The sequence below is a fragment of the Streptomyces sp. NPDC048639 genome, from assembly GCF_043199075.1.
In the GTDB taxonomy this organism is placed as follows: domain Bacteria; phylum Actinomycetota; class Actinomycetes; order Streptomycetales; family Streptomycetaceae; genus Streptomyces.
Genome location: NZ_JBICVP010000004.1, coordinates 433695 through 456480, shown reverse-complemented (window position 1 = coordinate 456480; position 22786 = coordinate 433695). Strand labels below are relative to the sequence as shown.

General features: G+C 73.1%; 19 protein-coding genes. 6 read left to right on the top strand and 13 right to left on the bottom strand.

What is annotated here, in order from left to right; all coding sequences use genetic code 11:
* Positions 1 to 175: 175 nt before the first annotated feature.
* Entirely contained in the window at positions 176 to 1333 is a 1158-nt protein-coding gene (locus ACGFNH_RS13780; RefSeq protein WP_393653282.1) for a glycerate kinase, read from the bottom strand.
* Between the two features lie 172 nt (positions 1334 to 1505).
* Between ACGFNH_RS13780 and ACGFNH_RS13775 the strand changes: the two genes are divergently transcribed.
* Both ACGFNH_RS13775 and ACGFNH_RS13770 read left to right on the top strand, forming a co-directional pair.
* Positions 1506 to 2003, top strand: coding sequence for an NUDIX domain-containing protein (locus tag ACGFNH_RS13775; protein ID WP_393653281.1), 498 nt, complete (start codon positions 1506 to 1508; stop codon positions 2001 to 2003).
* Between the two features lie 88 nt (positions 2004 to 2091).
* Positions 2092 to 2889: an NAD-dependent deacetylase gene (locus tag ACGFNH_RS13770; protein WP_393653280.1), complete on the top strand. Its 798-nt coding sequence runs from the start codon at positions 2092 to 2094 to the stop codon at positions 2887 to 2889.
* Between the two features lie 139 nt (positions 2890 to 3028).
* Here the strand turns inward: ACGFNH_RS13770 and ACGFNH_RS13765 are convergent, their stop codons facing one another.
* The 3 genes from ACGFNH_RS13765 to ACGFNH_RS13755 form a co-directional block, all read right to left on the bottom strand.
* Entirely contained in the window at positions 3029 to 3556 is a 528-nt protein-coding gene (locus ACGFNH_RS13765) for a methylated-DNA--[protein]-cysteine S-methyltransferase (RefSeq protein ID WP_393653279.1), read from the bottom strand.
* A 29-nt stretch (positions 3557 to 3585) separates the two neighbouring features.
* On the bottom strand, positions 3586 to 5079 hold the full coding sequence (locus ACGFNH_RS13760) for an AlkA N-terminal domain-containing protein (protein ID WP_393653278.1): 1494 nt from the start codon (positions 5077 to 5079) through the stop codon (positions 3586 to 3588).
* Between the two features lie 145 nt (positions 5080 to 5224).
* Positions 5225 to 6649, bottom strand: a complete 1425-nt coding sequence (locus ACGFNH_RS13755) for a phytoene desaturase family protein (RefSeq protein ID WP_393653277.1) — start codon at positions 6647 to 6649, stop codon at positions 5225 to 5227.
* A 355-nt stretch (positions 6650 to 7004) separates the two neighbouring features.
* Between ACGFNH_RS13755 and ACGFNH_RS13750 the strand changes: the two genes are divergently transcribed.
* From ACGFNH_RS13750 to ACGFNH_RS13740, 3 genes are all read left to right on the top strand, one after another.
* Entirely contained in the window at positions 7005 to 7643 is a 639-nt protein-coding gene (locus ACGFNH_RS13750) for a hypothetical protein (RefSeq protein ID WP_393653276.1), read from the top strand.
* A gap of 35 nt (positions 7644 to 7678) precedes the next feature.
* Complete coding sequence (locus ACGFNH_RS13745) at positions 7679 to 8476, top strand: nucleotidyltransferase domain-containing protein (RefSeq protein ID WP_393653576.1); 798 nt, start codon at positions 7679 to 7681, stop codon at positions 8474 to 8476.
* Positions 8477 to 8712: 236 nt separating this feature from the next.
* Complete coding sequence (locus ACGFNH_RS13740) at positions 8713 to 8886, top strand: hypothetical protein (protein ID WP_393653275.1); 174 nt, start codon at positions 8713 to 8715, stop codon at positions 8884 to 8886.
* Between the two features lie 50 nt (positions 8887 to 8936).
* Here the strand turns inward: ACGFNH_RS13740 and ACGFNH_RS13735 are convergent, their stop codons facing one another.
* The gene (locus ACGFNH_RS13735; RefSeq protein WP_393653274.1) at positions 8937 to 9812 is read right to left on the bottom strand and encodes an inositol monophosphatase family protein; all 876 of its coding nucleotides are present in this window, start codon (positions 9810 to 9812) and stop codon (positions 8937 to 8939) included.
* A gap of 343 nt (positions 9813 to 10155) precedes the next feature.
* The gene (locus tag ACGFNH_RS13730) at positions 10156 to 12042 is read right to left on the bottom strand and encodes a gamma-glutamyltransferase family protein (protein WP_393653574.1); all 1887 of its coding nucleotides are present in this window, start codon (positions 12040 to 12042) and stop codon (positions 10156 to 10158) included.
* A gap of 345 nt (positions 12043 to 12387) precedes the next feature.
* On the opposite strand from ACGFNH_RS13730, the gene ACGFNH_RS13725 reads away from it, so the two are divergent.
* Positions 12388 to 13500, top strand: a complete 1113-nt coding sequence (locus ACGFNH_RS13725; RefSeq protein WP_393653273.1) for an ADP-ribosylglycohydrolase family protein — start codon at positions 12388 to 12390, stop codon at positions 13498 to 13500.
* 232 nt (positions 13501 to 13732) lie between these two features.
* On the opposite strand, the gene ACGFNH_RS13720 is transcribed toward ACGFNH_RS13725, so the two are convergent.
* The 7 genes from ACGFNH_RS13720 to ACGFNH_RS13690 all read right to left on the bottom strand — a co-directional run bounded on the left by ACGFNH_RS13720 (position 13733) and on the right by ACGFNH_RS13690 (position 22500).
* The gene (locus tag ACGFNH_RS13720; protein WP_393653272.1) at positions 13733 to 15280 is read right to left on the bottom strand and encodes an NCS1 family nucleobase:cation symporter-1; all 1548 of its coding nucleotides are present in this window, start codon (positions 15278 to 15280) and stop codon (positions 13733 to 13735) included.
* A 133-nt stretch (positions 15281 to 15413) separates the two neighbouring features.
* Complete coding sequence (locus ACGFNH_RS13715) at positions 15414 to 16415, bottom strand: TIGR03842 family LLM class F420-dependent oxidoreductase (RefSeq protein ID WP_393653271.1); 1002 nt, start codon at positions 16413 to 16415, stop codon at positions 15414 to 15416.
* A 10-nt stretch (positions 16416 to 16425) separates the two neighbouring features.
* Positions 16426 to 17826, bottom strand: coding sequence for a dihydropyrimidinase (gene hydA, locus ACGFNH_RS13710; RefSeq protein ID WP_393653270.1), 1401 nt, complete (start codon positions 17824 to 17826; stop codon positions 16426 to 16428).
* Positions 17823 to 19136 (bottom strand): aspartate aminotransferase family protein, encoded by a 1314-nt coding sequence (locus ACGFNH_RS13705; RefSeq protein WP_393653572.1) that lies wholly within the window; start codon positions 19134 to 19136, stop codon positions 17823 to 17825. Before ACGFNH_RS13705 ends, hydA begins: the two co-directional genes overlap by 4 nt.
* Positions 19137 to 19156: 20 nt before the next feature.
* Positions 19157 to 19999 carry a nitrilase-related carbon-nitrogen hydrolase gene (locus tag ACGFNH_RS13700; RefSeq protein WP_393653269.1) on the bottom strand — a complete coding sequence of 281 codons (843 nt, stop codon included), beginning with the start codon at positions 19997 to 19999 and terminating at the stop codon, positions 19157 to 19159.
* Between the two features lie 302 nt (positions 20000 to 20301).
* The gene (locus ACGFNH_RS13695) at positions 20302 to 21981 is read right to left on the bottom strand and encodes a hypothetical protein (RefSeq protein WP_393653268.1); all 1680 of its coding nucleotides are present in this window, start codon (positions 21979 to 21981) and stop codon (positions 20302 to 20304) included.
* A 123-nt stretch (positions 21982 to 22104) separates the two neighbouring features.
* Positions 22105 to 22500: a PPOX class F420-dependent oxidoreductase gene (locus ACGFNH_RS13690; protein ID WP_393653267.1), complete on the bottom strand. Its 396-nt coding sequence runs from the start codon at positions 22498 to 22500 to the stop codon at positions 22105 to 22107.
* Positions 22501 to 22786: the final 286 nt, after the last annotated feature.

Below are 22786 nucleotides of genomic sequence, written 5' to 3'. Positions count from 1 at the left end.
CGGCCCAGCCCAGCCCGGCCCGGCCCGACCCAGCCCGGCCCAGCCCAGCCCGGCCCAGCCGCAAGAGGCGCAGTTGATGATCTTGAACGGGCCGGACAGCCGGCTCGGCCCGAGGACCGGCGCCTCATCCCGCGGCAGCACGATCGACGGCCCACATACCGGCCCCGAGAGGCGGCTAGGAGCGGAGCTCCTGGGCCGCCAGGCGTTCGGCCGCCCGCTCCAGCAGCGGCCCCGCGTTCGCGATGCACGTCGCCGGGTCGGGCTCCAGGTCCGTCAGGGCGTACGCGCGGGCGATGCCCGCCTTCACGAGCTCGCGGTCGCTCAGCGCCCGGCGCCCGCACACAGCGACCACGCGCGTCCCGCGCGCCCGCGCCGCCGCCGCGACGCCCGCGGGGGCCTTTCCGTGCAGGGTCTGCTCGTCCAGCGAGCCCTCGCCCGTGATCACGAGGTCCGCCCGTTCGAGCGCGGCCGCGAAGCCGAGGACGTCCAGCATGACCTCGATCCCCGCCCGGAAGCTCGCGTCGAGCCCGACCAGCGCGCCGTAGCCGATACCGCCCGCCGCGCCCGCGCCGGGCGAGCGTGCGTAGTCGGCCGCCTTCGGCCCGATGGCCTCCTCCATGACCTCCGCGTAGTGCGCGAGGGAGGCGTCGAGCATCTCGACGTCCTCCTCGCTCGCGCCCTTCTGCGGGCCGTAGACGGCGGCTGCGCCCTTCGGCCCGGTCAGCGGGTTGTCGACATCGCTCGCGAGGATGATCTCCGTCTCGGCGATCCGTGCGTCGAGGCCGGAGAGGTCGGCGGAGACGAGTTCGCGGAGCGGGCCGCCGCCGTGCGGGATCTCCTCCCCGTCGCGGTCGAGCAGTCGCGCCCCGAGCGCGGACAGCATGCCGGCGCCCCCGTCGTTCGTCGCGGAGCCGCCGACGCCGAAGACGATGGTGCGCGCCCCGGCGTCCAGGGCGGCGCGCAGTAGCTCGCCCGTGCCGTACGTGGTGGCCGTCAGCGGTGCGAACACGCCCGGGGGCAGATGCCGGAGGCCCGAGGCCTCGGCCATCTCGACGACGGCCGTGCCGTCACGCAGCGCGTACGCCGCGGTGACCTCGGCTCCGAGCGGCCCGGTGACCCGCACCTCGCGGCGCTCGAATCCGGCCGCGACCGCCGCGTCGACCGTCCCGTCCCCGCCGTCGGCGACAGGAAGGGACTCGACTTCGATGCGGGGAGCCACCCGCCGTAGCCCGGCGGTGACGCGCTCGGCGACCTCGACGGCCGTGAGCGAGCCCTTGAACTTGTCCGCGGCGATCAGCACGCGTCCGGTTGCCTCAACTGCTGCGTCCGCCACTTACTACCCCTTGCCATCGAACATGCGGTCGCGCCGGGTGCGACCTTATCCGGAGGTGAGGGGCCCTGCCCAGGCCGGGATCCGCGGTGCCGCATGCTGGGATGCGCACGTACGGGGAGCGGGGGCGGGAGCGGTCCGCGGGGGGCCACGGACGGGCGCTAGGCTCGCGCCCGTGACCATCGACTACGCCACTTACATCGCCGGACTCCCGAAGGTGCTCGCCGGGGCGGGCGTGGTCTTCCGTGACGCGGAGGGCCGCATCCTGCTGGTCGAACCCAACTACCGCGAGGACGGCAGGTGGCTGCTGCCCGGCGGCACCGTCGAATCCGACGAGGGCGAGACGCCGCGGCAGGGCGCACGGCGCGAGACGGCGGAGGAGATCGGCCTCGACATCGAGCTCGGCCCACTTCTCGCCGTGGACTGGGTCCGCGGCACGACCCGCCCGCCGCTCGTGTCGTACCTGTACGACGGCGGGGTGCTCGATGAGGACCGTCTCGCCGCGATCCGGCTCCAGGAGGCCGAGTTGGTGTCCTGGCGGATGGTGCCCCCGGACGAGGCCGGCGCACTGGTCGACAGCGGACTCGACCGCCGTATCCAAGGCGCCCTCGCGGCGCTGGCCGCGGGGAGCGGCCCGGTGGAGCTGGAGGACGGCCGTACCCCGTCGGCCTGAACCGTTCCGGCCCCGGGTGCGGTGGGCCCGGCCTCGGGCCCGGCGAAAGCTCTCGCTCCCGCCCTCGCCGCGTGCGTAGGCTCGCGCCATGAGCAACGGCGATTACGCGGAGAGCGTCGGAGCGGATCACAGCGGAGCGGACGGTGCGCGGCGGCCCCTCGTCGCCCTCCTCAGCGGGGCCGGGATCTCCACCGACTCCGGGATCCCCGACTACCGCGGGCCGAACGGCCTGTGGCGCAAGGACCCCGAGGCCGAGAAGCTCGTGACGTACAGCTCCTACATGTCCGACCCCGACATCCGGCGCCGGTCCTGGCTGATGCGGCGGGAGAGCCCGGCGTTCCGCGCGAAGCCGAACGCGGCGCACCATGCGGTCGCCGAGCTCGAACGCTCCGGCGTTCCGGTCCGGGTCATCACACAGAACGTCGACGGGCTGCACCAGGTGGCCGGGCTTCCCGCCCGCAAGGTGCTGGAACTGCACGGTACGGCCCGGGTCGTACAGTGCACCTGCTGCAACGCCCGTTCCGAGATGGCCGCGGCGCTGGACCGGGTCGCCGCCGGCGAGGACGACCCGGACTGCCGGGAGTGCGGCGGCATCCTCAAGTCGGCGACCGTCATGTTCGGCGAACGGCTCGACCCGGAGGTGCTGGGCGAGGCCATGGCCATCGCCCAGGCGTCCCAGGTTTTCATCGCGGTGGGAACGACCCTCCAGGTGCAGCCGGCCGCCTCGCTGGCGGGCATCGCGGCGGACCACGGCGCCCGGCTGATCATCGTGAACGCCGAGCCGACGCCGTACGACGACTTGGCGGACGAGGTGGTGCGCGAGCCGATCGGCACGGCGCTGCCCGCCCTGCTCACCCGGATCGCGGCGGACGGCTCCGGCGCCTGACGCCTGAGCCGCCCCGTCGCGGCCAGGGCAGGCACACTCCGAGTCGAACTCGGGGGCGAGCATGTGCCGTTGGGCCGTCGCCGCCTCTTCCACCGGTCTTCCACCCGGTCTTCCGCCGGTTTCCCGTGGGGCCCGCCCGTCACCCGAGAGGCAGCGCCCCGGACTCGAAGTCCAGCAGGCGGCGCTTGCGGTCGATCCCGCCGCCGTAGCCCGTGAGACTGCCGCCGGCGCCGACGACCCGGTGGCACGGGACGATGATGCTGACCGGGTTCTTGCCATTGGCCAGACCCACGGCGCGCGACGCGCTGGGGTTGCCCAGGCGGTCGGCCAGTTCCCCGTACGAGAGGGTCCGGCCGTACGGGATCTCCAGCAGCGCCGTCCAGACGCGCTGCTGGAAGGGCGTGCCGTGCAGGTGGAGCGGGAGGTCGAAGTCGGTGCGGTCGCCCGCGAAGTAGGCGTCGAGCTGCCGCACGGCCTCGGCGAACGGCGTCTCGTCGGGGACGCCGAAGGTCTCCTGCGGGGGGCGGTGCCGCTGCTCGGTCATATAGAGGCCGCTGAGGACGCCGTCGGTGGCGACGAGCGTGAGCGGGCCGAGCGGGCTGTCGACCACGGAGTGGGTGCGCTCGGGAACGGCCGTCGCGGCGCGTGCGGTGGGCATCGTGGACATCGGGGCTCCTGTGGAGTGCGCCGGGCGGTTCAGCCTGCCGGCAAGTGGTTGATGGGGTGGTCGTCGGTCGCCCAGAGGTACTGGACGGCGTACGCCCGCCAGGGCCGCCAGTCCGCCGCCCGCCGGATCAGGGCGGCCGGTGTGGACGGCAGGCCCGACTCCTGTGCGGCGCGCCGCAGTCCGAGGTCGCTCGCCGGGAAGGCGTCGGGGTCGCCGAGGGCGCGCATGGCGATCACTTCGACCGTCCAGGGGCCGATGCCGGGCAGCTCGGCGAGCCGGGCCCGGGCCTGCTCCCAGTCGCTGCCCGCGCCGAGCGCGATCTCCCCCGCGGCGAGTGCCGCGGCGAGCGTGGTGAGCGTCGTACGGCGGGTGCGGGGCATCGCGAGCTGTTCCGGACCGAGGCCGGCGAGCCGTTCGGGGCCGGGGAAGAGGTGTGTGAGTCCGCCGGCCGGGTCGTCGACGGGCTCGCCGTGCGCGAGGACCAGACGCCCCGCGTGCGTACGGGCGGCTGCCGTGGACACCTGCTGGCCGATGACCGCGCGTACGGCGAACTCGGCCGCATCGACCGTACGAGGGACCCGCCGGCCGGGAGCCTTGTCGATCAGCGGCGCGAGCAGCGGATCGGCCCTGAGGAGGTCGTCGACCGCCACCGGGTCGGCGTCGAGGTCGAGGAGGCGGCGGCAGCGGCTGATCGCGATGGTGAGGTCGCGCAGGTCGGTGAGGGCCAACTGGCAGCCGATGTGGTCGGGTCGGGGGCTCAGTGCCACGACGCCCTGCCCGTACGGCAGACGCAGCGTGCGCCGGTACGCGCCGTCGCGCCACTCCTCCACACCGGGCACGGCGGTGGCGGCCAGGTGCCCGAAGAGGTTGTCCGGGCAGAGCGGGGCGCGGTAGGGCAGGCGCAGTGCGATCGTTCCGGTGGTGGCGGTCGGGCGGCCGTCGGGCCCCGCGGGGGAGGCGCGGTTCGCGCGAGCGCGCAGCTCGCCCGGTGCCAGGGCGAAGACTTCGCGGACCGTGTCATTGAAGGTGCGGATACTGGAGAACCCGGCGGCGAAGGCGATCTCGCCCATCGGCAGGGCGCTCGTCTCGATCAACAGCCGGGCGGTCTGGGCCCGTTGGGCGCGGGCGAGGGCGAGCGGGCCCGCACCGACCTCCGCGAGGAGCATCCGCTCGATGTGGCGGGTGCTGTAGCCCAGGCGTTCGGCGAGGCCGGGCACTCCCTCCCGGTCGACCAGGCCGTCCGCGATCAGCCGCATGGCGCGGGCGACGAGATCGGCTCGTTCGTTCCACTCCGGGGAGCCGGGGCTGGCGTCGGGACGGCAGCGCTTGCAGGCACGGAATCCGGCCTGCTGGGCGGCGGCCGCGCTGGGGTGGAAGCGCATGTTCTCCGGCTTGGGCGGCACGACCGGGCAGCTCGGACGGCAGTAGATGCCGGTGGTCAGGACCGCGGTGAAGAACCAGCCGTCGAAGCGGGCGTCCTTCGCCTGTACGGCGCGCACGCACCGGTCGGTGTCGGTGTGCATGGCTCCCAGCATCGGCTACGGACGGTGGTCATGGCTGGCGGAAATCCGACATCAACGTGGCGGCCGCCGACGTCGGGCTGTACGGCCATGGCTCACGTACGTCCCGCGGTGCCCGTCGTAGCTCCGACGGTCAGGTCGTGTCGGCTCAGGCCGCGTCGAACGCCCGCAGCCTGCGCCAGACCGCGCGGGCCGCATGGTGCCCCGACATGCCGTGGACTCCCGGGCCCGGGCTCGTCGCCGAGGAGCAGAGGAACACCGCCGGGTGGGCCGTGGCATACGGGACGCGGGCGAGCTTGGGGCGCAGGACGGTCTGGAGCCCGGAGAACGCCCCGCAGGCGATGTCGCCGCCGACGTAGTTGGCGTTGCGGTCGGCCAGCTCCGGCGGGCCTGCGACGGCGCGCGCAAGCACCAGGTCGCGGAAGCCGGGCGCGAACCGCTCGATCTGCCGCTCGATCGCATCGGTGGCGTCACCGCTCCAGCCGTTCGGGACATGCCCGTAAGCCCAGAGGACGTGCTTGCCCTCCGGGGCACGGCTCGGGTCCGCGACCGTCGGCTGAGAGGTGATCAGGAAAGGTGTCTCGGGCTGCTCGCCGCGCCCGGCCCGGCTCATCGCGACGGCGATCTCGCGGGAGGAGGCCCCGACATGGACGGTGCCGGCGCGCCGCGCCTCCTCGGCGGTCCAGGGCACGGGACCGGAGAGCGCGTAATCGATCTTGAAGGCGGCAGGGCCGTAACGGTAGTGGGCGTAGGCGTTGCCGAGTCCGGCGATCCGGGCGAGCGAGGTGGGCGACGTGTCGAAGACGTACGCGCGGGCGGGCGGCAGCTCGTCGAGGCGCTTGACCGTCGTGCCGGTCCGGATCGTGCCGCCCAGGTCGCGGAAGTAGCCGGCCAGCGCGTCCGAGACGGCCTGCGAGCCGCCGCGTGCCACGGGCCAGCCCCCCGCATGCGCGGCCAGGGCGAACATCACCGCGATGCCGCCGGTGACGATGGTGCCCGGGCCGGTGACGGCGTGTGCGCCGAGTCCGGTGAAGAGGGCGCGTGCCCTCTCGTCGTGGAACCGGCGGTTCACCAGCGCGGCGGGCTGCGGTCCGAGCAGTGCGAAACGGGCGAAGCGCAGGGGGTCGCGCGGGAAGCCGAGCCACGGCGGGCGCAGGAAGTCGGCGGCCAGGGTGTCCCAGTGCCCGATGAAGGGCGCGACGAGACGGCGGTACGCGCCGGCGTCGCGGTGGCCGAGGGAGGCTGCGGTCTCGCCCACGGTGTGGGCGAGGACGGCGGCGGTGCCGTCGAGGAACGGATGGGCCATCGGCAGCTCGGCGTGCGCCCATTCGAGGCCGTAGCGGTCGAGCGGCATGTCGGCGAAGGCCGGTGAGCCCACGCCGAAGGGGTGGACGGCCGAACATGGATCGTGCCGGAATCCGGGGAGGGTCAGCTCCTCGGTGCGGGCACCGCCGCCGACCGTGTCCCCTGCCTCGTACAGCTCCACCGCGAAGCCGCGGCGGGCCAGTTCGACAGCGGCAGTCAGCCCGTTCGGCCCGGCCCCCACCACGACCACATCGAGCATCGACGGCACCGCGAGACTCCTTCGTCATCCGACGGCCGGTCCCCCGGACGGCGACCTGCCGCCATGGGGCTCTGCCCAGGATAGGCGGCGCGTGTGACGGGCCGGCCCCGGGCGGCCCCTTCCGGCCCGGGGCGATGCAAATGGCCGGGGCGAGCGGCGTGGAGATCCGTACGCCGGGGTCGGGCGAGTGGCGCCGCGGAGGTGCAGCCACAGCGGGACAACCCCGCCCCACCTGGGACAAGACGGCTCCGACAAAGATCACGTAGCGTCGCGTGCAGGGCCGGACGGGCGTATTCCGGACGAGTGCGACGGCGCATCCCGGAGAGCTACTGGAGCCCTCCGGGAAGGCCTTACCCTCTCGCGCATGGAACGCATCGTCCGCACCGACTTCCGTAAGGTGCATGGCTTTTCGAAGGCGGATTCCCTCTCGCTCCTCCCGGCCCGCGTCTGGTCAGCCGCCGAATGGGACCGCATCCGGCTCGGCTACCGGGCCAGAGGCATGGACGAGCGATGGAACGTCTTCGCCGAGGGCGACCGGCTCTTCCTCCATCGCAGTTGGACGGGACACCGCATCTACGAGGCCGTGTTCGCGCCGGCCCCGGACACCGGCACGGACGGGCCGGAGGGATCGGGCGGGGCAGGCGGGCCGGGCGGGCCGGGCGGGCCGGGGACATCCGGCGGTTCCGCGAACGGCGGCGCACGGATCATCACCGGGGCGCTGGTCGAGGGCGATCCGCGGCGCCACCGGCGTACGTCGGACGCCTACGACGCGGTGATGCTGGAGGTCCTGGTGAGTTGGGTCCTGCTCGGGGAGCGCTCGGACGCGGGATGGCAGCGTCTGAACGAGCTGCGCCGCGGCGAGAGGCCCGCGGGCGGCCCGGGCGGCGCCCAGGGAGGCGAGGGGCACGGAGGCGCACCGCGGGACGAGCACGGTGAAATGCCGCTGCACCACGACGCGTTGGGCCTGCGCCCCGCGGAACACGCGCCGGACCCGGCGCGGTGAGCGCCGGGTCCGGCGACGAGCCCGCCGTCCGCTCCATGGCGGAACGACTCGTCCGCGTCGGCGGCGTCCGGGCCGTCGCGCTCGGAGGAAGCCGGGCCCGCGGCACGCACCGCCCGGACTCCGACTGGGACCTGGGCGTCTACTACCGCGGAGGGCCGGACCTGGACGCGTTGCGGCGGCTCGCCGCCGAGGTGACCGGGAAGGACGTCGAGATCGCGGCACCGGGCGGCTGGGGACCGTGGGTGAACGGCGGGGCCTGGCTGACCGTCGGCGAGGCGCACGTCGACTGGATCTGGCGCGACCTGGACCGCGTCGAGGAGGTCTGGGCGCAGTGCCGCGAGGGGAGGTACGAGGTCGGGATACAGGCCGGGCATCCCCTCGGGTTCTGGTCCCCGGCATACGTGGGGGAGGTGGCCCTGGGGCGCGTACTGGCCGATCCCGGCGGGGAGTTGGCGGCTCTGCGGCGGACCATCGACTACCCCGGGCCGCTGCGCGACGCGCTCATGGCGGCGGGGCTGTGGGAGGCGGAGTTCTGCCTCAGCACGGCGCGCAAGTCCGCGCGGGCGGGCGACGTCCTGCATGTGGTGCTGAGCCTGTCACGGGCGGTGGGCCTCCTCTGCCAGGCCCTGCACGCCGGCCATCGGGCGTGGTGCCTCAACGAGAAGGGCGCGCTGCCGGCGGCCGCCGCCCTGCCGGGCGCGCCCGGGGACTTCCGCGTACGCGCCGAAGCGCTGCTCGCGGCGCCGGGGCGTACGCCCGCCGACCTGGCGGCGACCCTCGACGCGGCGGATGCCGTGGTGGCCTCCGTACGGACGGCCCTCGCAACCGGCTGAGGATCAGGGCGAACGGACTCGCGCAGCATCAAGGCCGGCGGCCCCGGCCGGGGCCTGCGCCCCTTTCGGGACCCGGACGCCGTCGAGGACGACGAGGGCCAGGACCGACGCTTCCTGTCTCACGGGCCGACCGCCCGCGTTGCGGCCGGCCCGTGGCCGCCCCATGGCGCACGAAGGTGGAGGCTGTCGCGCACGAAAACCGCGATCTGTACAGCCGCCACCCCTGGGTGGCGAGCATGCCCACCGCCCGACCACCGCTGGGCCCCGGGCTCATGACCAACGAACACGAACTCGCCGCGTTCGACGGCCTGGGGCTCGACGACGTGGCCACACGGCACAACACATCGACCATCGGACGGACGCCCGGCCACAGCTCGGTACGGAAGGCGCGTCGGGCCGGTGGGCGCTAGGGGCGGCGCGTACGCCCGGCGACTCGCAGTCCGCCGCGCGAACCCCCGGTTCAGGCTCCGGAGCGTGCCGTGTCGCGGCCGGCGCCCGCACCCCGCATCAGCGCGAGGAGGCGGTCGGCCGTCGCCCGGTCGCGGGCAGCCGTGAACGGGAGGGCGTTCCCTCCGGTGACCCGGAACGGCTCGCCCGCGACCGTCGCGCTCGCTCCGCCCGCCTCCTCGACCAGCAGCAGGCCCGCGGCGTGGTCCCAGGGGTTCTCCCAGCCGAAGGCCACGGCCGCGAGGGCTCCTTGAGCCACGCGCAGATACTCCAGGCCCGCCGAGCCGCAGGGCCGCGGTGCCACGCCCTCGACCTCGAGCCGGGCAAGTGCCTCGTCCTCCTCCGGCGTCGTGAAGTCGGGGTGGGAGACCGCGACCTCCAGCACCGCGTCCGTCTCCGGCCGGCCCGAGCGCAGCCGTACGCCGTCCAGCGTGGCTCCCCCGCCCCGTACGGCGACGGCCATCAGACCGAGGAGCGCCGGGGCATACGTCCAGGAGGCCAGCACCTCGCCCCGGTACGCGAGGGCGACGAGCGTGGTGAAGCCCGGGTCGCCGTGCACGAACTGCCGTGTCCCGTCGACCGGGTCGACGATCCAGACCGGCGCTTCGCCGCTCAACTCGGCGAGAATGCCGCGATTCGCGTGGACGGCCTCCTCGCCGACGACCACGGAGCCGGGCAGAAGCTTGGTCAGCGAGGTCGTCAGATGCTCTTCCGCGAGCCGGTCGGCGACGGTGACCAGGTCGTGCGGGCCGTTCTTCTCGACGATCTCGTGTGCGGCGAGCTGCCGGAAACGCGGCATGATCTCGGCCGCCGCGGCAGAGCGCAGCGCCTCCTCGACGTCGTACAGATGGCGTGCGGCCGCGGGTCCGGACAGGAATTCATCGATCACCCCGCCATGGAACCACGGACCACCGACACCGTTGCTGGCGGGCGGGGGGACGCCGGGTGACGTGGAGGTGAAGGCCGCAGGGCCGCCGCCGCCCGCCCCGGATCACCCGCGCCCGGCAGGCTCGGTGCGCAGCGCCTCCGCGCCCTGCGCGCTCAGTGCACTGGGCGGGACCTCCGGGGCGCGGGCATGCCCCGTCCCTTCGCGCGCCCCCCCATCTCCGTGCGCCCTGTCCCTTCGCGGGCCCCGTCCCCCTCCACTCGCCCCTCGCCCCGTCCTCGCGCACCCCGTCCGTTCGCGCACCCGATTCCTTCGCGCGCCTCTCCGCGCGTCCCGCCGCCCTCCGTCACCGGCCGACCGCGTACCCCTGCATACCGCGCGGGTTCGCCGCCGCGGACAGCACGCCCGTGCCGGGGTCGCGGGCGACCGCGCACAGCCGCCCCTCCGACCACGGTTCGCCGACCGTCACGTCATGGCCGCGCCGCCGCAGCCCCTCGATCACCTCCGCCCCGGTACGGGACTCGACCGTGACGCCGCCCGGCCGCATCCCGCGCGGGTGGAAGGACCCGGGGAAGCTGTCGTTGTGCCAGTTCGGGGCGTCGATGGCGCCCTGGAGGTCGAGCCCGCCGCGTACGGCCGGGCGCAGCGCGACCGACAGGAAGAAGTGCAGCTGCCACTGGTCCTGCTGGTCGCCGCCCGGCGTGCCGAAGGCCATCACGGGGACTCCGCCGCGCAGTGCCAGCGAGGGCGTGAGGGTCGTACGGGGGCGTCGGCCCGGGGTGAGCGAGTTGGGCAGTCCCGGGTCGAGCCAGGCCATCTGGAGCCGGGTGCCGAGCGGGAAGCCGAGTGAGGGGATGACGGGGTTGGACTGGAGCCATCCGCCGCTGGGTGTCGCGGCGACCATGTTGCCCCAGCGGTCGACGATGTCGAGGTGGCAGGTGTCGCCCGCCGTCGCGCCGTTCCCGCCGACCCGCGGCTCGCCCGCGTCGACGGTCGGCCCGCCCGCGCCCACCGTCGGCCCGGGCGCGCCCACCGTCGGCTCGCCCGCGCCGAGCGCGCCCGGGCCGCCCGCCTGCGCGAGGGCGCCGGCCTCTCCCGCCGCCAGCCTGCGCACATGCTCGCTCAGGACCGGGGTGCGCCCGCCCGGACTGCCGGGGCGCAGCTCGTACGAAGCGTCGGGGCCGATCAGGGCACGGCGCGCCAGGCTGTACGCGCGCGAGAGCAGATCCTCCACCGGTACGGTCCCGGGCCCCCGCGCGTCCCCGTACCAGGCCTCGCGGTCGGCCATCGCGAGCTTGCACCCTTCGATGAGCCGGTGCACGTACTCGGCGGTCCCGTACGGCAGTTCGGCCGGGTCGTCGGGGAGCAGCGCGAGCTGCTGCAGGAGGGCAGGGCCCTGGGACCACCCGGCGGCCTTGCAGATCGTCCAGCCGCCCCACGCATGGCGGACGGGCTCCTCGTACGTCGCGGAGAAGGCGGCGAGGTCGTCGCCTGTGAGGGTGCCGGAGTGGCGCTCGCCCGAAGTGTCCATGGCCGGGCGTGCGGCCGCCACGGCGAGCGCCTCCGCGATGAAACCCTCGCGCCAGACGCGCCGTGCGGCCTCGATCTGCTTCTCGCGGTCCCCGCCCGCCGCCTCCGCCTCGCTGATCAGGCGGCGCCAAGTCGCGGCGAGCGCCGGGTTGGTCATGAGCGCGCCCTCGGCCGGGGGCATGCCGCCGGGCAGATACAGCTCGGCGGAGGACGTCCACTCCGTCTCGAACAGCTCGCGCACCGCCTCGACGGTGGACCCGATCCGCTCGACGGGCGGATGGCCGTGCTCGGCGTAGCCGATGGCGTATCCGAGCACATCGGCGAGAGGGAGCGTGCCGTGGTCCCGCAGCAGCAGCATCCATGCGTCGAAGGCGCCGGGGACCGCGGCGGCCAGCGGCCCCGTGCCGGGGACGAGGTCGAGGCCGAGCGAGGTGTAGTGCTCGATGGTGGCGCCCGCGGGTGCCGGGCCCTGGCCGCACAGCACCTGCACGCGGCCGCCCGCGGGGGCGAGGATGATGGGCACCTCGCCTGCGGGCCCGTTGAGGTGCGGCTCGACGACATGGAGCACGAATCCGGCGGCGACGGCCGCGTCGTAGGCGTTGCCGCCGCGCTCCAGGACCGCCATGGCCGACTGGGAGGCGAGCCAGTGGGTCGAGGACACCATGCCGAAGGTGCCCTGGAGGGTCGGCCGGGTGGTGAACATCGCCAGCGCTCCTTCCTGCCATTGTGCGACCTCATGCGGTGGCGCGACCTCATGCGGTGGCGCGGCGTCCTGCCGGTACGCGACGTCCTGCTGGTACGCGAGGTCCGCCGGTGCGCGAGAGGACTGCCGGTGCGCGAGGTCCTGCCGGTGCGCGAGAGGACTGCCGGTGCGCGGTACGCGCCTCACCGTACGAGCCATGGGGTACGCGGGGCGAGACCCCGGCCGCGCGGTAGCGGAGGCCGTAGGGAAACCGGCCGCGGCCCCCGCGCCCGGCACGCGGACTCGGCACCGGAACCACGGCGCCAAATACGTCCGGCGTGCGGCCCCGTCGAGTACACCGGAGACATGACTGCGCATCGCACCGCCGTCCCCGGGCCGGCGGCCCTCGCCCCGGACGTCCTCGACGACAAGATCCTCGGCGGCTGGCTCGGCCGGATCGCGGGCAACATGCTCGGCAAGCCCGTCGAGCGCGGCGACCACTGGACGCGGCAGCGGATCGACCGCTACCTGCGCCGTGCGGACGCGCTCCCCCTCACCGACTACATCCCGGGACCGACCCCCGAACACCCCCTGGATCCGGCCGAGTTCGAGCTGCGCCCGGAGTGGCCGGAGTGCACGCGCGGCAACATCCGCGGCAGCGCCCGCGACGACGACGTCGACTACGCGATCCTCGGCCTGCATCTGCTGGAGACCCGCGGCTTCGGCTTCACCACCGAGCAAGTCGGCGAACTCTGGCTGCTGCGGCTGCCGTATCTGCAGACCTTCACCGCGGAGCGCGCGACCTACCGCAATCTGGCACGGGGGCTGAAGCCTCCGGTCGCGGCGACCGTCGACAACCCGTACCAGGACTGGATCGGCGCCCTCATCCGTGCCGACGTGCACGGCTGGACCTCCCCCGGCGACCCGCGCCGCGCCGCCGGCCTGGCCCGTCGCGACGCCGTCCTCTCCCACACGGGCAACGGCGTCTACGGCGCGATGTGGGCCGCCGCCCTCATCGCCGCCGCGTTCACGGCCCGGTCGGTCCGCGCCGCGCTGGACGCCTCGCTGGAGCACATCCCCGCCGGGTGCCGCCTGGCCCGTACGGTCCGCAGGACGGCCGCCCTCCACGACGCGGGCCTGAGCTGGGAGGGCACCCTCGCCGAACTGGAGGCCGAGACCGGCCGGTTGCACTGGATCCATGTCGTCCCCAACGCCGCTGTCCTGACCGCCGGACTCCTCTACGGCGAGGGCGACTTCACGGCGACCATCGCCCTCACGGTCCGCGGCGGGCTCGACACGGACTCCAACGGCGCGACGGCGGGTTCGGTCGCGGGCGTGCTGTGCGGGGCGTCCGCGATCCCCGCGCAGTGGACCGAACCGCTGCGGGACACGGTGCGCAGCGCGGTCTTCGGCTTCGACGGCGCGCGCATCACCGATCTGGCGGAGCGTACGGCCCGCCTCGCGAGGGCGGAGAGCTGACGGCCGTAGGTCTTGAGAGCCCCACCAGGGCGACCAACTTCCCTGCAACAACGTTGAGTTCGCGTCGAGTTCGCCTTGAGTTTCGCCTTGAGTTTCGCCTCGAGGCGCGTACGGCCCGTCCCTCTCTTCCCGGGGAGGGACGGGCCGTACGGCGGCGGGCCCGGTGACGAGGACCGGGCCGCACCAGGAGGGGCCGGGGGCCTCCCACCGCACCGCGAGCCGAGGGCCGGCCTCAGCGGGGCGGGACCGCCGGCCGCTGCGGCAGCATCAGCACCGTGTACAGCAGCACCGACGCGCCCAGCCCCACCGCCCAGCCGTAGTCGGCGAGCGGCTGGAGGAAGGGAATGAGGCCGTCCTCCGGGAAGGGGCCCTTGCCCGGTGCAGAGTACGAACCGCCGACCGCCAGCAGACCGCCGACCGCGAACGCCACGACCGCTCTCCAGTTCCAGCCGGAGGCGTACCAGTAGCGGCCTTCGGGCCGGTAGAGGTCGGCCAGGTCCAGCACGGTGCGGCGGATGATCCAGTAGTCGGCGATGAGGATGCCCGCGACCGTGCCGAGGAGTCCGCCGACCACACCGAGCCAGGTGAAGATGTACAACTCGGGCGTCTCCGTGAGCTTCCAGGGGAAGATGACGACGCCGATGACACCCGTGATCAGTGCGCCGGTACGGAAGTTGATGACCTTCGGGGCGAGGTTGGCCAGGTCGTAGGCCGGCGAGACCACATTGGCCGCGATGTTGACCGAGATGGTGGCGATGAGGACCGTCACCAGGGCGAAGATCAGTCCGAAGGCGTTGTCCGTCTTGCCCGACAGCACCACCGGATCCCAGATCGGCACGCCGTAGACCGCCTGGGAGCCGGAGGTGACCAGCACGGACAGCAGCGCGAAGGCGGTCATGGTGGTGGGCAGGCCGAGGGACTGGCCCCAGACCTGGGCACGCTGGCCCTTGCCGAAGCGGGTGAAGTCCGGGATGTTCAGCGACAGGGTGGCCCAGAAGCCGATCATGCCCATGAGGGACGGGAAGAAGACCGTCCAGAACTCGGGGCCCCAGCCGAGCTTCGAGGGCTGGTCGAGGAGCGGGCCGAAGCCCCCCGCCTTGTTCGCGATCCAGATCAGCAGCACGAGCGCGCCGAGGAGGACGAAGGGGGCGGCCCAGTTCTCGAAGCGCCGCAGAGTCTCCATGCCCCGGTGGATGATGGCGAGTTCGAGCGCCCAGAAGATGACGAAGCAGAGCCACATGGTCCAGGGGTAGCCGCCGATCTCGCCGGCGCGTTCCCAGCCGCCGCCGAACAGCTTGCCCAGCAGGATGTAGATGCCCTGCCCGCCGATCCAGGTCTGGATGCCGAACCAGGCGCAGGCCACGGCAGCGCGGATCAGGGCGGGCAGATTGGCTCCGCGGAGGCCGAAGGAGGCGCGGGCCAGGACGGGGAACGGGATGCCGTACTTGGGTCCCGCGTGCCCGGTCAGCAGCATCGGGACGAGCACGATGACATTGGCCAGGGCGATGGTGAGGACGGCCTGCTGCCAGCCCATGCCCAGCGCGACGAGTCCGGAGGCGAGCGTCCAGGACGGGATGTTGTGCGCCATGCCGACCCACAGGGCGGCGAAGTTGTACGTGGTCCAGTGGCGGCCCGAGAGGGGGACGGGCCGCAGGTCCTGGTTCGAGAACCGGCCGTCGGGCAGCTCGGTGCCGGGCGGGAGTTCCACCCGGCCGTCGGGATGGGTCACTTGGCGTGGTATCGGGGACGGCGGTCGGCCGGCGGGGACTCTGTCTTTCATATGGGGAGCCGTTCGTTCGCGGAGAAGTACCTGATTCACCGTCGTCCCGCCCCGGAACGGCGGGGCGGGACGACGGGAGCGGGTCCGGAGGGACGACGGTGAGCGGTCCGGGCGGTCGCCGGGCCCTACGGCGTCATTCGGCGAGCGCGGGAATGATGTGCTCGCCGTAGGCGTCGATGGTGGATTCCCTGGCGTCGTGCATGTTGTAGACCGCGAACTGGTCGACGCCCAGGTCACGGAGCGTCTTCAGCTTCGCCACATGCGCCTCTGGCGGGCCGAGCAGGCAGAAGCGGTCGACGATCTCGTCCGAGACGAAGTCGGTCGAGGGGTTCCCTGTCCGTCCGTGGTGGCTGTAGTCGTAGCCCTCGCGGGACTTGATGTAGTCCGTCAGGGCCTCGGGGACGAGGTCGGAGTGCTCCCCGTAGCGGGCGACGAGGTCGGCCACATGGTTGCCGACCATGCCGCCGAACCACCGGCACTGATCGCGCGCATGGGCCAGGTCGTCGCCCACGTACGCGGGTGCGGCGACGCAGATCGTCACCGCGTCCGGGTCACGGCCCGCCTCCTCCGCGGCGGTCCGCACCGCGCGGACCATCCACTCCGTCAGATACGGGTCGGCGAGCTGCAGAATGAATCCATCGGCCTTCTGCCCGGCGAGCGCGAGGGCTTTGGGCCCGTACGCCGCCATCCACACCGGCAGCTTTCCGTCCTTGACCCACGGGAGGCGGAGGGTCTCGCCCTCTATCACCGTCTCCCGGCCCTCGGCGAGGTCGCGGATGACGTCGATGGCCTCGCCGAGGCGGGCAAGGGTGTTGGGCTTGCGGCCCGCGACGCGCATCGCGGAGTCGCCCCGGCCGATACCGCAGACGGTGCGGTTGCCGTACATCTCGTTGAGCGTGGCGAAGGTGGAGGCGGTGACCTCCCAGGTGCGGGTGCCCGGATTGGTGACCATCGGCCCCACGGTCAGCCGCTCGGTGTGCTCCAGGATGCGGCTGTAGATGACGAACGGCTCCTGCCAGAGCACGGCGGAGTCGAAGGTCCAGCCGTACCGGAACCCCTGCCGCTCGGCGCGTTTCATCAGGCCGACGACGGCCGACGCGGGCGGGTCGGTCTGCAGGACGAGTCCGAAGTCCATGGCGCCTCTCTCAGATCAGATTTTGGCAGGTGCCGCGCGGCACGTACTGGCCGTGGCCGGCCCGCCCGGTGAACTCGCCCCGGTCGATGACGGTTTCACCGCGCGAGAGGACGGTCTCGGCCCTGCCGGTGACCCGCTTCCCCTCGTAAGCCGAGTAGTCGACGTTCATGTGGTGGGTCTCGGCGGAGATGACCTGCTCGGCGTGCGGGTCGTAGACGACGACGTCGGCGTCCGCGCCGGGGGCGATGGTGCCCTTGCGCGGGTAGAGGCCGAACATCCGGGCCGGGGCCGCGGAGGCGATCTCGATCCAGCGGCGGCGGGAGATGTGCCCGTCGACGACGGCCTGGTGGAGGAGGTCCATGCGGTTCTCCACGCCCGGAAGGCCGTTGGGAATCTTGGAGAAGTCCCCGCGTCCCAGGTCCTTCTGTCCGCTGAAGCAGAACGGGCAGTGGTCGGTGGAGACGACCTGGAGGTCGTTGGTGCGAAGGCCCCGCCACAGGGCGGCCTGGTGCTCGCGGGGCCGCAAGGGCGTGGAGCACACGTACTTGGCGCCCTCGAAGTCCGGCTCGGCGAGGTTGTCGGTGGACAGGAAGAGGTACTGCGGGCAGGTCTCGCCGAAGACGTTCAGCCCCATGTCGCGGGCCTGGGCCAGTTCGGCGACGGCCTCCTCGGCGGAGACGTGCACGACGTAGAGCGGGGCACCCGCGACCCGGGCGAGCTGGATCGCCCGGTGCGTGGCCTCGGCCTCCAGCAGCACCTTGCGCACCTCGCCGTGGTAGCGGGGGTCGGTGCGGCCCTCGGCCAGCGCCTGCTCGATGAGGACGTCGATGGCGATGCCGTTCTCGGCATGCATCATGATCAGGCCGCCGTTGGAGGCGGAACGCTGCATGGCGCGCAGGATCTGGCCGTCGTCGCTGTAGAAGACGCCCGGGTAGGCCATGAAGAGCTTGAACGAGGTGATGCCCTCCGCGACGAGGAGGTCCATCTCCTTCAGGGTGCCCTCGTTGACGTCCGAGACGATCATGTGGAAGCCGTAGTCGATGGCGCAGTTGGAGTCGGCCTTGGCGTACCAGGCGTCGAGTCCGGCACGCAGCGGCTGCCCCTGGGACTGGACGGCGAAGTCGACGATCGTCGTGGTGCCGCCCCAGGCCGCGGCCCGGGTCCCGGTCTCGAAGGTGTCGGAGGCGAAGGTGCCGCCGAAGGGCAGCTCCATGTGGGTGTGGGCGTCGACACCGCCCGGGATCACATACTTGCCGGTGGCGTCGATCGTGCGGTCGGCGGTCCAGCTCTCCCCCGCCGCACTGCCGTGCGCGGCGAGGGCGACGATCCTGCCGTCCTCGATCAGGACGTCGGCGTGGGTCTCCTCGGCGGCGGTGATGACCAGGCCGCCCCGGATGACGGTGCGCGTCATGACTGCGTCTTCCCCTCGATCTCGGACTGCACGCGCTTCAGGGCCGCTTCGAGCATCGCCGCGCCCTCCTCGGCCTCCGCGACGCTGAGCGACAGCGGCGGGGCGATACGCAGCGCGTGCCCCTCGCGGCCGCCCTTGCCGATGAGCAGCCCCTCCTCGCGGGCGTACTCCAGGGCCAGCGACGCGGCCTGCGGCGAGGGCGCGCCGTCGGCGTCCACCAGCTCGATCCCGAGCATCAGGCCACGGCCGCGCACCTCCCGTACGATCGGCAGTCCGGCGGCCACGGCGCGCAGCCGCTCGATGAGCAGACCGCCGACGCGGCGGGCGTTGCCCTGGAGGTCGTGCTCGATGAGATACGCGAGGTTGGCCAGGCCGGCGGCCATGGTGACGGGGCTGCCGCCGAAGGTCGAAATGGAGTTGGACTCCAGGCAGTTCATGACCTCGGCGCTGGCGACGACACCGCCGATGGACATGCCGTTGCCGATGCCCTTGGCGAAGGTGAGCATGTCGGGCGGGCCGTGCTCGGCGTGCGCCTGCCAGCCCCAGAAGTGCTCGCCCGTCCTGCCCCAGCCGGTCTGCACCTCGTCAGAGATCCACAGGATGCCGTGGCGGTCGAGGACTTCACGGAAAGCGGCGAAGAGTCCGTCGGGCGGGAGGGTGAACCCGCCGACGCCCTGCACCGGTTCGGCGATCATCGCGGCAATCGACTCGGGCCGGGTCTGCCCGAGCATGTCCTCCAGGTCGCCGACGCAGGCCCGGATGAACTGATCGTCCGTCAACTGTGCGTACGGGCCACGGCTGCGCACACCGCCGTGCACGTACAGCGTCTGGAGCGGGGACAGACTGGTCGGCGACCAGGCGGAGTTGCCGGTGATGCCGACGGTGGAGAAGGAGCGCCCGTGGTAGCTGTTGCGCAGGGCCAGGATCTGGTTCGACCGGCGGTGGGTGGTCGCCAGCAGCAGGGCCGCGTCGTTGGCCTCGGTGCCGGAGGTGGTGAAGAAGACCCGCGCGTCGGGGATCCCGGAGAGCGTGGCAATGCGCTCGGCCAGGTCCACCATGGGGCGGTTGAGGTAGAGCGTCGAGCTGTGGATGATCCGGCCGGCCTGCTCCGCGACGGCCTTGGTCACCTCGGGCAGCGCGTGCGCCGTCATCGTGGTGAGGATGCCGCCGAAGAAGTCGAGGTAGCGCTTGCCCTCGGCGTCCCAGACGTGGCGGCCCTCGCCGTGGGTGATCTCCATCGGGTCGCGGTAGTAGAGCGCCAGCCAGTCGGGCATGACGGCCCGGTGACGGCTCAGCAGAGCGGGGTGCATCTCGGGATGGGACTGCGACGTCACGGCTGGACCAGCCCCTCGTACGCGTCGGGCCGGCGGTCCCGGTAGAAGGCCCACTGCTGCCGGACCTCCTCGATCAAGCCCAAGTCGAGGTCCCGTACGACGAGTTCCTCCTCCTTGTCGCTGGCGGTCTCGCCCACGAACTGGCCCCGGGGATCGACGAAGTAGCTGGTGCCGTAGAAGTCGTTGTCGCCGTACTCCTCCTGGCCGACGCGGTTGATCGCGGCGATGAAGTACTCATTGGCGACCGCGGCCGCCGGCTGCTCCAACTGCCAGAGATAGGCGGAGAGTCCGCGGGAGGTGGCGGAGGGGTTGTAGACGATCTGGGCCCCGTTCAGGCCGAGTTGGCGCCAGCCCTCCGGGAAGTGGCGGTCGTAGCAGATGTAGACGCCGACCTTGCCCACTGCGGTGTCGAAGACGGGCCAGCCCACATTCCCCGGCTTGAAGTAGTACTTCTCCCAGAACCCCTTGACCTGAGGGATGTGGTGCTTGCGGTACTTGCCCAGGACGGAGCCATCGGCGTCGATCACGACAGCGGTGTTGTAGTAGAAGCCCGACTGCTCGACCTCGAAGACCGGGACGACGACGACCATGCCGGTCTCGCGGGCGAGGTCCTGCATACGGCGCACGGTCGGCCCGTCGGGCACGGGCTCGGCCCAGCGGTAGTGCTCGGGCTCCTGCACCTGGCAGAAATAGGGGGCGTTGAAGACTTCCTGGAAGCCGATCACCTGGGCGCCCTGACGGGCCGCCTCCCGGGCGTGCTCCTCGTGCTTCGCGATCATGGACTCGGTATCGCCGGTCCAAGTCGCCTGGACCAGTGCGGCACGGACGACATTGGCCATGAGCTGCTCCTTCAGTGCGCTGTGCGGGCGCGGCGGGGCCCGCTCCCCGCCGGTTTCAGAGAGCTGATTACGCCACCTCTACGGGCGTAGATGCGGGCGTAGATGGAGAACGTAAGCCCCGCTACGCACCGTGGCAAGACCATAGCCCGTACGCCGCCGAGTCGGTCACGTTTCGTGCCGCAACGGGCGACATCGGGCACTCTGTGTTATCTCCCCGGGGGTGTTTTCCGGTCATCGTGCCCGCTCTTTTCCCGCTCGTCCGCGGCAGGAATCCACCGTATTCGGACCGTGCCGGGCCGCACTCAGACGGTGTCGGGCACACCCTGCAGCCCCGCGAGGCGCAGGACATGGGCGAGATCGCGGAGCCGGTGCGTGGAGACGCCGGCGGCCGCGTCGAGGAGCAGCGGCACGAGCGTCTCCGGATCCGCCTCGGCGACCCGGGCCGCCTCCTCCGGCGTACGGGAGCGCAGCAGCGCATCGAGCAGCGCGCGCGTCTCGCCGGTACGGTCCTCGGCGCGCAGCACGAAGACGGTGGCGGCGAGTTCGGGAGCGGGACGGGCCACGGCCTGGCGCAGCAGAGTACGGCAGTCGTCGCCGCGACCGGCGTCCGCGAGGGCTGCCGCGGCGGCGGCCAGCGCGGGCGGCGGCAGGCAGGACGCCTCCCACAGCAGCGTCGCGACGTCCGCCGCGAGACCGGACCGCTCCAGCGCTGCGACGAGCAGGGGCAGCCGGTCGGCGGGCCAGGCGACGGCCTCGCACAGCAGGACGTAAGCCTCGCCGCCGCTGCCGTCGGCGCGCAGGGCGGCGAGCCGGGCCACGGCCTCGTCGGTGGCCCGCCCGGCGGCGGCGAGTTCGGGGGACGGCTGCGGGTCGGAGGCGGCGGCCTCGTCGCGGTCGCGGCGGCGCTCTCGGTCTCGGTCTCGGTCTCGGTCTCGGTCTCGGTTGCCGCGCCTGCCCGCCCGGGGTTGTTTCGGAGCGCGCGGCTGCTTGGCTGCGGCGTAGGCACCGGCGAAGCGGGCGCCGCGCGGTGTCCCGGGGGCGTCGGCGGGTGGCTCGGCGGTGTCGGGCACGGCCGGCGCCTCGGTGCCGCTCGCGGACTCGATTCCGGCGAACCGCGCGCCCCGTAACGGCACATCACGGCCGTCGGTCCGTCTTCGGGCGCTGTCGGCGGGCGCAGGGTCGGCGGGTGGAGGGTCGGCGGGTGGAGAGGTGCCGCGTACAGGATCGGTGTGAGCGAAGTGATCGTGCGCGGCGCCGGGGTTCGCGGCGTTCGCGGGGTCTGCGTGCCCGGACTCCGCGTACGCGGGCGCCCCGTGCGGGAACTGCGCGTGCGGGGACGGCGCGTGCGGGAACCGGGCATACGGGGGCTGCGTGTGCGGCGGCGTCCCGTACGGGGACTGCGCATGCGGGGGTGCCCCGTACGGGGGCTGCGCATGCGGGAACTGCGCATGCGGGCGCGTGTCGCGCTCGGGAACCCCGTGCTCCAGCGCGTCCAACCGCGCCCTCAACTCCGCGCAACGGGCCGCCGCCCGCTCGCGGTCGTCACGCGCCCACGCCAGTTCCGCCTCCAGACGCCCGGCCTCCGCCCGGTCCTCCACCGAGCCCAGCGCGGTGCCGAGTTCACGCTCGCGCGTGCCCGCATGGGCTTTCTCGCGCAGCATGACGTCCAGCCGGTCGAGCAGCGCGTCATGGCCGCCCACCCACCGGTCGTACGCGGCGATCGCGGCGCGGTGCAGCTCCCGGGTGCGCGGCCGCCGGCTCTCGGCGAACCGGGCCCCGTGCCGCACGGCGAGATCCTGCAGCAGGGAGTCCACGACGTCCCACGGCAGCACCTCGCGGCCCTCCAGGCACGCCCGTACGCCGTCGGGGTCGCGCTGCGCGAACACCCCGTACCAGCCCGCCTCCGGATCGAGCGCGTCCAGGAGTTGACGCAGGTACCCCGCGAACTCGCGGACGTCGCCCGGGAGTTGTTCGTCCAGCACTGTCCGGCCCCTCTCCCCCGGAGGCCGCGGCCTCCGGGCCCGCTGGCATTCGACACCGGCCGGATGAGGCCCGTGTGACAGCCGTGCTACAGACGGTTTTCGGATGGCGCACGCGCCACGGTGTCAGAGCGTGATGACGATTCCCGTGTGCGGACGCTTGCCGAGGCGCACGAGCGCACCCCCGCCGTCGACGATCCGGAAGCGCCAGCCGTACTTGCCGGTGAGCAACCGGCGTACGCGGCGCAGCCCGTCGGCGTCCAGCAGCTCGGCCTCGCCCTCCACGGCCGTGGCGCCCTCGGCGATACGGCCGCGGGCGTCGCAGGGGGTCACGGAGACGTGGCCGCTGTTGCGGATGCGCTTGACCTTGCCGGAGTCGCTGCGGGTCCAGACATAGAGGCGTTCGCCGTCCGAGGCGGCCCAGACGGGCGTGGGCACGGGGGTGCCGTCACGGCGGTGGGTCACCAGGCTGACGTACGGGCTGCGGCCGAGTTCGACCGGGACCGTCGGGGGTGGCGTCATGCCGCCCGAGCCTAGTACCGGAACGGTGTTCGCCGGGGAGGATCGCTTCGTTGGAGCGGGGAACGGCTGTCGACGGCCGGGCAGGCCGACCACGGAGCCCGGAGCCGTAAATTCGCTGTGTCATGCGCGTTCCCCGATGGCGCCGATCCCCCGGCGCGAAGCAATGCTCGAACGTCTCGGCCACGACGCCCTCCAGATCGCACCGGGACGGCAAGCAACCCCGTTCAACAGATCGGTTGATGACACGGCCCGCCCCGCAGACTTGCCGCCAGCAGGCGAGCCCGGA